We start from the raw sequence: 12005 nt of genomic DNA, 5'->3' as shown, positions 1-12005 counted from the left end.
AAGTTAAGATACTTCTTTACTTGCGACTAAATTTAAATATTATCGCAAATTTGAAAACACTTAAGATCTAAATCTATAGCACTTCATGGAGCATATCGTTATTTTAGGTAACGGAATTTCTGGAATTACCACGGCTCGCCACGTTCGAAAGCGATCGGATAAAAAGATCACCGTAATTTCTGCGGAAAGTGATTACTTTTTTTCTCGTACTGCACTAATGTACGTGTTCATGGGACACATGAAGTGGAATCACCTTAAACCATATGAAGATTGGTTTTGGGAGAAAAACCGAATCAATCTTAAAAAAGGCTGGGTAAATCAAATCGATTTTAAGCAGAAAACACTTCATTTTAAAAATGGTGAAACGCTTGATTATGACAAACTGGTTTTAGCAACCGGTTCTATACCGAACAAATTTGGTTGGGAAGGTGAAAATCTAGAAGGTGTACAAGGATTAGTGTCTAAACAAGATCTAGAGTTACTGGAAAAAAATACTCAAAATTGCAAAAAAGCAGTTGTTGTAGGTGGCGGACTTATAGGTAATGAACTTGCTGAGATGCTTCGCACTCGTAATATTGAAGTTACGATGTTGGTTCGTGAAAAAGCTTTCTGGCATTCGGTATTACCTTTTGAAGATGCCAAAATGATTTCTGAGCATATCAAATCTCATGGAGTGGATTTACGAACAGAAACAGAACTCGATAAAATAATTCCGGATGAAAACGGAAAAGTAAAAGCCATCATGACCAAAAGTGGTGAACAAATCGATTGCCAGCTAGTAGGTTTATGCGCCGGTGTTCGACCAAATATCGATTTTTTAAAAGATTCCGGGTTAGCGATCGATAAAGGGATTTTAGTGAATTCTTATTTAGAAACCAATATTCCCGATGTTTATGCAATTGGTGATTGTGCCGAGCAACAGGAAGCCATTGGACTGCGAAAATCTGTTGAAGCGGTTTGGTATACCGGAAGGATGATGGGCGAAACTTTAGCACTTACACTTACCGGAGAAAAATCTCGATATAATCCGGGAAATTGGTTTAATTCGGCTAAATTCTTCGATATAGAATATCAAACCTACGGATGGGTTTGGGCAAAACCTAAAGAAAATGAACAGCATTTTCATTGGCAGAACGAAGATAATACCAAAGCAATCACGATTAGTTTCGATAAAAAAACGAATTATTTTTTAGGAATAAATACCTTCGGAATTAGAATGCGACACGAAGTTTTAGATCGTTGGCTTACTGGAAAGCGAGAGATTAATTACGTACTCGCCAATCTAAAACAAGCTAATTTTGATCCTGAATTTTATTCTCGGAATGAGGCAGCAATATTTTCTGGGTTTAAGAAAAATCTCCAAAACGCATAAACCAAATGAGCAACATCGAACATAATATGTCTATTACCGGGGATGCTCCAAAAAGTATTTCCACTACTCAAAAAATAGCAAGCGCTATTGGCCTTACCGGTTTATTGATCTTGGTTCTTGCCATTGCAAATTTCAATTTCCCGAATAAAAGCCTATTTCTGACTTTATCTTTGGGAATGATTACTTTAGGAACAGTTATTTTTTCTGTCGATACCTATTGGGGAAAACATGCCGGAATCAAAAACGACGGCGTTTGGTTTAAATCGTTAAGCGGCAAAGGTTTTTGGGCCTGGCTGCTTGGGATTGGTCTGACTTTATTTTATGTGGTGTTATATTGGTTTCCGCAGTATTTAGGTCTAAACAGCGAAAGCGCAAATAACGGAATCATCGCCTTGTTCGATCCACTAAGTAAATTTATTAATGGTGGTCCGGCCAGCCAATGGTTTGTTTACGGAACTTTGTATACGGTAGCGATCTGGATATTCGGATTTAAATTTATACTGAAATATCGACATAATCGCTATGAAATTATAAGAACCTGCTCGGTCATGTTTTTTCAGTTAGGTTTTGCGTTTTTAATTCCTGAAATTCTTGCGCGGCTCAATAAACCTTATTTTGCGCCGACAACAATCTGGCCACTGAATTACGATCTTTTTGCCGGCTATCGCCTAGATTCATTTTTATCTGCCGGAAATTTAGGTATTGCCATGTTAATTTTTGGTATCGTTTCGATCTTTGTCATTACCCCTATTCTCACCTATAAATACGGAAAACGCTGGTATTGCAGTTGGGTTTGTGGTTGCGGTGGTCTCGCTGAAACCGCAGGAGATCCCTTTAGGCAACTATCAGATAAATCACAAAAAGCCTGGAAAATCGAGCGCTGGGTAATTCATAGCGTTTTAGTTTTTGTTACCGTAATGACCATCGCCGTTATCTACTCCTATCTTGGTGAAAATGCCGATCGATTTTGGTTAACTAAAGATGTTTTTCTTTGGGGGAGCGCCGGTTTCCTTACGCTGCTTTTTGCGCTCATCATAATTTTTAAAAGAGATCAATTACAAAAAGATGCAAAGTACGGAGCCATTGGATATTTAGTGGTGATCTTAGCGATTATTGGCATTAATTATTTCAACGGAAATTCAAATATTTTCTTTTTCCCAGGTTATAAACTCCGCGAATGGTATGGATTTTTAATTGGCGCGGCATTTTCTGGAGTAATTGGTGTTGGTTTTTATCCCATTTTTGGTAGTCGGGTTTGGTGTCGTTTTGGTTGCCCTATGGCGGCAATTCTTGGGATGCAACAAAAATTGTTTTCAAAATTTAGAATTACAACCAACGGTGGCCAATGCATTAGCTGCGGAAATTGCTCTACCTATTGCGAAATGGGAATCGATGTTAGAGCTTACGCCCAAAAAGGACAAAACATTGTGCGCTCTAGTTGTGTAGGATGCGGAATCTGTTCAGCGGTTTGCCCTCGAGGTGTATTAAAATTAGAAAACGGAAAAACGGAAGGCCGAATTAACGAAAATGAAGTATTGTTAGGGAACGATGTAGATCTATTGGATCTTCTGAATCAAAAATCTTAATAAAATTCGCGGTAAACCTTACAGGTTTCAAAAACCTGTGAGGTTTCGAAATTGATTAAAAAGCCTAAAGAATTTGAAGAAAAACCCAATTATAAAAGTTATTATCCCTGCGTATAACGAAGCCGATTCGATTGCAAAAGTTATTGGAGAAATTCCCAATATCGTCGATGAAGTTATTGTGGTAAGCAACAATTCGACCGATGATACCGAGAAAAATGCTTCAGCTGCTGGAGCAACAGTACTTCAGGAAAACCGAAAGGGTTATGGCTATGCTTGTTTAAAAGGCATGGACTATATCGCTAATCAAAATTTAACTCCAGATATCATTGTTTTTCTAGATGGTGACTATAGCGATTATCCTTCAGAATTAACTGATATTATTGCGCCTATTCAGCAAAAAAACATCGACATGGTAATTGGTGCCCGCGTTAAAAAGTGGCGGGAAGCAGGATCGATGACTTTTCCTCAGATCTTCGGAAACTGGCTCGCTACCACTTTAATGCGTTTATTTTTTGGAGCAAAATTTAGCGATCTTGGTCCATTTAGAGCGATCAAATACAAGAAACTGCTTCAGCTAAATATGGAAGATAAAACCTATGGCTGGACTGTAGAAATGCAACTTAAAGCCATAAAACAAGATTTTACGTATGTAGAAATACCGGTGCATTACAAAAACAGGATTGGTGTCTCTAAAGTTTCTGGAACGCTAAAAGGGGCTATCTTTGCAGGCGTAAAGATTTTAGGTTGGATATTTAAATATAGCTTTAAATAGATTAAAAAAACAGATTGGATTTAGCGATTATCATATTATACACATTAGCCTTGTTGGTGATTTTCTTTTATAGTATTTCAGAATTGCAATTATTGCTGAACTACTTTAAAGCGAAAAAAAGTATTGATAACGCTGAAAAGTTTGATCTAAGTAATCCTACTGAAATCCCTAAAGTGACCATCCAGTTGCCGCTTTACAACGAAATGTATGTGGTAGAACGATTACTACGGAATATCGCAAAAATCGATTATCCAAAAGACAAACTGGAAATTCAGGTACTAGATGATTCTACCGACGAATCTGTTCTAAAAACCACTGAAATTATTGCGGAAATGCGAAAAAGCGGAATTGAGATTCAGCATATCCAACGGGAAAAACGCAGCGGATTTAAAGCTGGTGCACTAAAAGAAGGATTGGAAATTGCCAAAGGAGAGTTTATAGCCATTTTTGATTCCGATTTTATGCCGAATCCAGATTGGTTGCAACAAACGGTTCCATATTTTAAAAATCCTGAAATTGGCGTAGTGCAAACTCGCTGGGCACATCTAAACCGGGATTATTCGTTGCTTACAAAAATCCAGGCTTTTGCTTTAGATTTTCATTTCATACTAGAACAAACCGGCAGAAATTTTGGTCGGCATTTTATCAATTTTAATGGTACCGCAGGTATTTGGCGCAAAGAATGTATTCTTGACGCCGGTAATTGGAGTGGAGATACGCTTACCGAAGATTTAGATCTAAGTTATCGTGCACAGCTTAAAAAATGGAAATTTAAATACCTGGAAGATGTTGAAACTCCGGCTGAACTTCCGGTAGTGATCAGCGCTGCACGCTCACAGCAATTTCGTTGGAATAAAGGTGCTGCTGAAAATTTCAGGAAAAACTATCGAAAATTGGTTAAAGACCCCAGTGTTTCTTTCGGAACCAAATTTCATGGTTTTTTCCATTTACTGAATTCTAGTATGTTTTTAATTGTGCTATTACTGGGGATTCTAAGTGTTCCGGTTTTATACATCAAAAACAACAATCCTGCGTTTAGCTGGTATTTTAATGTGCTGGCAGGATTTGGCATTAGCACGATCATTTTCTTTTGCTGCTATTTTGTTCCGTATGCCAAAATTCATGGAAAAGGAGTAAAATCTTTCTTCAGTTTTATTGGGATGTTTATCACCTTTTTTGCGGTGGCAATGGGATTTTCTGTGCATAATTCGTTGGCAGTTTTAGAAGGTCATTTTGGGAAACGATCTGAATTTATACGAACTCCAAAATTCAACGTGAATACGCTTAAAGATTCATGGAAAGGCAACAAATATTTATCGAATAAATTTTCAGCAAATATTCTTATCGAGGCCTTGCTTTGCCTATACTTCGCATTCGCGTTATACAGCGCTTTTGCTCTAAATGACTTCGGATTAATTCTTTTCCATCTAATGCTTTTCGGAGGCTTTGGTTTTGTGGCTTTTAAAAGTATTTTTTCTAAAGGATAGCCTTTAAAACCGCTTGGCTATTAATAGTTAGAATAGAGACAAGTAAAATCCAAAAAAATAGTGACGTTCTTCTCAACTAATTTTCAATATTTATTTTCACTATTTTCGTAATCTCACTTAAAATTTTGAGCTGCTTTGCTGCAATCCCTGAAACTCTATAAAATTCCGTTGCTTTTATTTTTTACAGCAGCTGCTTTTTACTGGAGTTTTGCTTACGATCTTGATCGAGCAGATTTCCCAAAATTAATCACCCTTTACGCTGGTTTGTTTTTTCTTAGTTTTAAAATAATTCAGCTTTTAAAAACAAGGTTTTGGTTATTGGCGGGTGCGGCTATAATTTTTAGGTTGATTTTAATCGTAGCCTTACCAAATCTTTCGCAGGACTTTTACCGATTTATTTGGGATGGGCGATTACTGGCCAACGGCATTAATCCTTACTTATCAACACCCAATCGATTAATGGAATCGGCTCATTTTGGTGGTATTTCTCAGGCCCAAGAGCTGGTAAATGGCATGGGTTCTTTAAGTGCTTCCAACTACACTAATTATCCACCACTAAACCAATTGATCTTTGCCGTTGCTGGATGGATATCTGGAAATAGTATTCTTTTGTCAGTCCTTATTTTTCGGGTTTTTATTGTTTTGTCTGAATTCGGTATTCTCTTCTTCGGAAGAAAACTTTTAAAGAAACTTGAATTACCAGAACACTATATTTTCTGGTTTATTTTGAATCCTTTTGTAATTATTGAATGCTTCGGAAATTTACATTTTGAAAGCGTTATGGGATTTTTCATCATTCTTGCTTTCTATCTATTGCAGAAGCAAAAATGGATATTTGGAGCTTTTGTTTTAGGATTCTCGATTTCCGTAAAATTGCTTCCGCTTATGTTCCTGCCGCTTTTTCTAAAGTTTTTCAGCAGTAAAAAAAATGATTCTAAAATTATCGAAAATCGAAATTTAGAGACTCAGTTTTCAGAAAAAATAACCGATCTAAAATCGATAAAATGGGCTAAACTTCTTGGCTTTTATTTTATCGTTATGCTTACGGTCGTTTTAAGCTTCCTTCCGTTCTATAATTCGGCTTTTCTGAATAATTTTTTTGAAAGTGTTGGGCTTTGGTTTCAAAAATTCGAATTCAACGCCAGTTTCTATTATATCATTCGATGGATTGGGTTTCAAATAAAAGGTTATAACATTATTGCTGATGCAGGAAAAGTACTTCCTGTGATCACTTTTCTGATTATTGCAAGTATTAGCTTATTCAGAAAAAATAATAGCTTAAAATCGCTAATTTCGGGATGCCTTTTTGCAATTTTCTTTTATTTCTTACTATCTACTACGGTTCATCCCTGGTATATTGTAACTCCGCTTCTGCTTTCGATATTCACAAAATATCGATTCCCGATCGTCTGGTCTTTAATGGTAATACTGAGTTATTATGCCTATGGAAACACCGAATTTCATGAGAATTTATGGCTAATCACATTAGAATATGTTATTGTAGTTGGCTTTGCGATTACTGAAGTTTTCTTTCCGAAGAAATTAAGCTTTAGCCTTTTTTCGTGATTTATGAATAATAAAAAGATTACGAATATATACAATACCCCCAAAAAAATGGGCCGATAAAAGTACTGGATCTGTTCTGAAACAGGCATACGTAAAAATAATGACAGACCCTGTTAAACTCATTATCCAGAAACCCCAGGGCAAGCTACTCTCATCATGCTGCTCTGAATACCACCATTGATAAACGAATCTACCAGTATAAATGATTTGGCCTATGGTTCCTAAAATTACCAACCATATCGCAATATTATCCCCGGTAAATAACCTTGACCAATTGAGATCGCTATAAAACACCAGATATGCAGTGATAAGAATTGGTGAAAGAATTACTGCGATTTTAAAGAAAATATTGGAAGGTTTCCACTGACCCTGAAGCTGCAAATTTCGAAAATAAATATAGTAAATAAGCGCCTGACCAATCATAATCGATAAATCCTTACGCAGATAACCGTATACAAAAAACAAAATTGCTCCTAAAAGACTAAGCTGCCAAAAAAGCGTTGGCGTTTGTACTTTATTTTTTTTCTCTGAAAGTATCCATTGATTCACGAGTCGGGCAGAAAAGCACAGTTGCGCTAAAAATCCGATACCATAAACGATCCACATATTCATACGCTCAGCATTAAAATAAAAAAGCTGTCCAAAATAAGCCAAAATTGACTTAAGGACAGCTTTATCCTATTGTAAATCTTTGTTAATACTTTTTACCCAAAAAGCTAAACAAACTACATATCTAACAGATATGCAAATATGAGTGGCGCTACGATAGTAGCATCACTTTCTATAATATGTTTTGGAGTATCAATGTCTAATTTACCCCAAGTAATTTTCTCATTAGGAACAGCTCCTGAATATGAACCATAACTTGTAGTGGAATCTGAAATTTGACAGAAATAACTCCAAAATGGTGTATCGGTTCGCTCTAAATCCTGGTATAACATTGGCACTACACAAATAGGGAAGTCTCCAGCAATACCGCCACCAATTTGGAAGAAACCAATTCCGTTTTTAGAATTCTCAGTATACCAATCGGCCAAAAAGGTCATATACTCGATTCCAGATTTCATCGTACTGGCTTTTAATTCTCCCTTAATAACATAAGACGCAAAAATATTCCCCAGTGTACTATCTTCCCATCCTGGCACCACTATTGGCAGGTTTTTCTCTGCAGCGGCATACATCCAAGAATCTTTAAGGTCGATCTCGTAGTACTCTTCTAAAACCCCGCTTAATAATAATTTATATAAATATTCATGAGGCAGATAACGCTCTCCCTTATCATCTGCTTCTTTCCAAATTTTATAAATATGTTCCTGAATTCTTCTAAAAGCCTCTTCTTCGGGAATACAGGTGTCGGTTACTCGGTTTAAACCACCTTCTAACAATTCCCATTCTTCTTTTGGAGTAAGGTCACGATAATTAGGAACACGCTTGTAATGTGAATGCGCCACAAGGTTCATCACATCTTCTTCCAGGTTAGCACCAGTACAGGAAACAATCTGTACTTTATCTTGTCTAATCATTTCAGCAAAGATCTTTCCAAGTTCGGCAGTACTCATTGCTCCTGCAAGAGAAACTAACATTTTGCTACCTCCTTCTAATTGCTTTTCGTAATCTTTAGCGGCATCGACAAGCGCTGCTGCATTAAAGTGTAAATAATATTTTTCTATAAATTGCGAAATCGCTCCTTTATTCATCTTCGTCGTCTTCATTAGAATCTTGATATTTAAATTTGTAGCTAAGCATTTTATAATAAAGTTTTGCTGCTAAAAAGTCGGAAGATTTTTCATCTTTATTTGGGCAAAGCTCAACAATATCAAAACCTACTACGTTTTTCTTTTTGAACATTAATTTTAAAAACTCCAAGGTTTCGTACCAAAATAAGCCTCCTGGTTCCGGTGTACCTGTAGATGGTAAAATTGAAGGATCAAAAGCATCTAAATCTATAGTGATAAAAACGTTTGGCGTCATTTGCCCGATAGCATCATCCATCCAGTCTTCATATAAATCGTGTCCAAAATAAACTTGATTCTCGTCCATATGATCGGTTTCTGAAATATCCATAGAACGAATACCAACCTGTACCAAGTTTGTATTTTTACTAGCTTCATGCATTGCGCAGGCATGATTGCATTTAGAGCCTTCGTATTCTGATCTCAAATCGGCATGAGCATCAAGTTGAACAACTGTTAAATCTGCAAAATTCTCATTAAAAGCTTTAATACTACCAATAGATATACTATGCTCACCTCCGAAAAGGGTCACAAATTTATCTTGAGAAATATAGTTTTTTGTGGTTTTATAAACTGCTTCTACCATTTTTTCAGGTGAAGAATCTTCGGTAACGGCTGGTGCTAAATATACACCTTTTTTATACACTTCAGATTTGGTTTCTATATCATATAGTTCCATATTTTCTGAAGCTTCTAAAAATGCATCCGGTCCTTTGTCTGCACCTTTTTGCCAAGTACTAGTGCCATCATACGGAACTGGAATCAAAACTACTTTTGCTTCGTCTATTCTGGAGTATTTGTCAGGTATCCCGGCATAATTTTTTTTACTCATTGTAATCTAATTGGTTTAGTAAGAAATAGTTATTTGTATTAAAGATAAAAAATTTAATTATCATGTTCAGTCATATCCCAAAATATCCAACATATCTTCAGCTTTTTGCTGTTCTCTGAATAATTTGGTGATAATATTTCCGTTTTCGTCTTTATCTATCAATAAATGTTTAGGTTGTGGAATTAAACAATGTTGTAAGCCTCCAAAACCTCCAATTGTTTGCTGATAGGCTCCTGTATTAAAAAACCCGATATAAAGTGGTTTTTCTTTTTTAAATTTCGGTAAATAAATAGCATTAGTATGCTGTTCGCTATTATAATAATCGTCGCTATCACAAGTTAGCCCTCCTAAAAGCACACGCTCGTATTCATCATCCCAACGATTAACAGATAACATGACAAACTTTTTGCTAATTGCCCAAGTATCGGGTAATGTTGTTATGAAAGAGGAATTAATCATATTCCATTTTTCACGATCATTTTGTTGTTTCTGGTATAGAATTTCATAAATAGCTCCGCCACTTTCTCCTACGGTAAAACTACCAAATTCTGTAAAAATATGAGGAACAGCTACTCCTGCTTCTTCACAAGTAGATTTTATTTGGTTGATAATTTCTTCAACCATATATTGATAATCATAGTCAAAAGCTAATGAATTTTTAATTGGAAAACCTCCTCCAATATTAAGACTGTCTAGCGTAGGACAAATACGTTTCAGGTTAATATAAACCTTTAAACACTTATTTAATTCATTCCAATAATAAGCAGTATCTCGAATACCTGTATTAATAAAAAAGTGAAGCATTTTTAAATTAACTTTATCATTATCCTTAATAGATTGATTGTAAAACGGAACAATATTTTTATATCCAATTCCCAACCTTGAGGTGTAAAATTCGAATTTTGGTTCTTCTTCAGAAGCAATTCGGATTCCCACTTCAAAATCATCGTTTATATGATCTTCTAGTAAATTTAATTCTTCATAATTATCTATAATCGGAATACAGTTTCTGTGTCCATTATTAATTAATCTTCCGATATTAACTATATACTGGTCGCGTTTAAAACCATTGCAAATTACATAAGCGTTGTTATTTAATTTACCCGCAGCTTTTAATTTTTCTACAATATGAATATCGAAAGCTGAAGAGGTTTCAATATGAATATCGTTTTTAAGCGCCTCATTCATTACATACTGAAAATGAGAACTTTTAGTACAGTAACAGTAATTATAAGATCCTTTATAATCGAGATTTTGCATCGCGGTTTTAAACCAGCCTTTTGCTCGATTAATATTTTCTGAAATTTTTGGCAGATATGTAAATTTTAATGGTGCTCCGTACTGTTTTACTAGATCCATTAAATTGATATCATGAAATTGAAGCTCACTACCTTCTAACTTAAATTCTTCTTGAGGAAAGTAGTAAGTCTGGTTGATTAAATCCCTGTATTTGGTATTCAAATTTTTAAAATAAGTGGTTAAAAATCAAAAATTAGTTATTACACAACTATTCTGAAAATTCAGATAGGTAAAATATTGTTAATACGTTATAAAAACAAACTATTAATAATTTAGCATTTTGGCTAAACCTTTTTAGCACCAGAATTGGCGAATATTTGAAAGAGAAAATGTTTTTCAATCTAAAAACACTAAAAGATATTTATTAGTTTTTTTGATTTGCCGGCAGAAAATTAATCATAAAAAATCCCCGACATGAATCGGGGATAAATTTAAATAAAAAATGATTTAAAAATCAATAATTTGGATTACAAATTACCAAGATTTATAATTTCTTGTTTTGTTAATGTTCTAAAGCGTCCTCGAGGTAAATCTTTTTTCGTTAAACCACCAAATACAACTCGGTCTAGGTTTACTATTTCGTAACCTAAACTTTTAAAGATTTTTTGAACAATATGGGCTTTTGTACTAACAAGCTCCATTCCTACTTCAGATTTTGGACGATCTTTAACATAACTAACTTCAGTTACGTTTACCTTTTTACCTTCTAAATGAACGCCTCCATCTCTAATTTTTTCTAAATCACTTTGAGATAGGGTCCTGTTTAACTTTATGTGATAAATTTGACGTATCCCATTTTTAGGGTTAGCTAACTTTTTAGCCAAACCTCCATCATTAGTAAAAACTAATAATCCGGTAGTTTGCGTATCTAATTTACCAACAGGATCTAATTTAGATTTAGATGCCTTGGCCATAATATCCATTACTGTTAAGCCTCCTTTATTAATACTTCCAGTTACAAAAACACCTTTTGGCTTATTAAGTACAAAATATTCCGGCTTATCTGGAGTAATATTACGTCCGTCAAACTTAACCTCATCCGTTAATTTTACTTTATAACCCATTTCGGTTATTATTTCCCCGTTAACCGTTACGTTACCTGAAGCTATATAAATATCGGCATCTCTACGTGAACAAATACCTGCATTTGCAATGTATTTATTTAAACGCATTCCATCTTCTTGTTTTTCTAAAGCAGTTGTTTTACGTTGTTTTACAGGAGCATTACCTCGAGCATACGATTTTTTTCGACTTCCACCCTGTCTCCCACTTTGTTTTCTTTCTGGAGAATTATCATTTCTGCTCATAGCGTTAATTTTGTGCAAAGATACTGGTTACCTTCGATGTTAAAAAATGTA

The 12005-nt window shown here is 35.1% G+C and carries 10 protein-coding genes; 5 read left to right on the top strand and 5 right to left on the bottom strand.

The window, feature by feature from the left end:
* The first annotated feature begins 85 nt into the window (after positions 1-85).
* The 5 genes from ACN0WI_RS02265 to mptB all read left to right on the top strand — a co-directional run bounded on the left by ACN0WI_RS02265 (position 86) and on the right by mptB (position 6783).
* The gene (locus tag ACN0WI_RS02265) at positions 86-1372 is read left to right on the top strand and encodes an NAD(P)/FAD-dependent oxidoreductase (RefSeq protein ID WP_417884987.1); all 1287 of its coding nucleotides are present in this window, start codon (positions 86-88) and stop codon (positions 1370-1372) included.
* 5 nt (positions 1373-1377) lie between these two features.
* Positions 1378-2958 (top strand): 4Fe-4S binding protein, encoded by a 1581-nt coding sequence (locus ACN0WI_RS02260; RefSeq protein WP_417884986.1) that lies wholly within the window; start codon positions 1378-1380, stop codon positions 2956-2958.
* Positions 2959-3031: 73 nt separating this feature from the next.
* The gene (locus ACN0WI_RS02255) at positions 3032-3730 is read left to right on the top strand and encodes a glycosyltransferase family 2 protein (RefSeq protein ID WP_417884985.1); all 699 of its coding nucleotides are present in this window, start codon (positions 3032-3034) and stop codon (positions 3728-3730) included.
* A gap of 14 nt (positions 3731-3744) precedes the next feature.
* On the top strand, positions 3745-5217 hold the full coding sequence (locus ACN0WI_RS02250; protein WP_417884984.1) for a cellulose synthase family protein: 1473 nt from the start codon (positions 3745-3747) through the stop codon (positions 5215-5217).
* Positions 5218-5352: 135 nt separating this feature from the next.
* Positions 5353-6783 (top strand): polyprenol phosphomannose-dependent alpha 1,6 mannosyltransferase MptB, encoded by a 1431-nt coding sequence (gene mptB / locus ACN0WI_RS02245; RefSeq protein WP_417884983.1) that lies wholly within the window; start codon positions 5353-5355, stop codon positions 6781-6783.
* Here mptB and ACN0WI_RS02240 read toward each other — a convergent pair.
* The 5 genes from ACN0WI_RS02240 to ACN0WI_RS02220 form a co-directional block, all read right to left on the bottom strand.
* Positions 6760-7437, bottom strand: coding sequence for a lipid-A-disaccharide synthase N-terminal domain-containing protein (locus tag ACN0WI_RS02240; protein WP_417884982.1), 678 nt, complete (start codon positions 7435-7437; stop codon positions 6760-6762). The two genes, mptB and ACN0WI_RS02240, sit on opposite strands and share 24 nt — an antisense overlap.
* 71 nt (positions 7438-7508) lie before the next feature.
* On the bottom strand, positions 7509-8480 hold the full coding sequence (locus ACN0WI_RS02235; protein WP_417885097.1) for a deoxyhypusine synthase family protein: 972 nt from the start codon (positions 8478-8480) through the stop codon (positions 7509-7511).
* Entirely contained in the window at positions 8473-9348 is an 876-nt protein-coding gene (gene speB, locus ACN0WI_RS02230) for an agmatinase (RefSeq protein ID WP_417884981.1), read from the bottom strand. Before speB ends, ACN0WI_RS02235 begins: the two co-directional genes overlap by 8 nt.
* Before the next feature lie 66 nt (positions 9349-9414).
* Positions 9415-10809: an arginine decarboxylase gene (locus ACN0WI_RS02225; protein WP_417884980.1), complete on the bottom strand. Its 1395-nt coding sequence runs from the start codon at positions 10807-10809 to the stop codon at positions 9415-9417.
* 305 nt (positions 10810-11114) lie between these two features.
* On the bottom strand, positions 11115-11954 hold the full coding sequence (locus ACN0WI_RS02220) for a pseudouridine synthase (RefSeq protein WP_417884979.1): 840 nt from the start codon (positions 11952-11954) through the stop codon (positions 11115-11117).
* Between the last annotated feature and the right edge of the window lie 51 nt (positions 11955-12005).

The sequence above is a fragment of the Zunongwangia sp. genome, from assembly GCF_048269745.1.
Classification (GTDB): domain Bacteria; phylum Bacteroidota; class Bacteroidia; order Flavobacteriales; family Flavobacteriaceae; genus Zunongwangia.
This window is presented reverse-complemented; position numbering and strand designations above follow the sequence as displayed.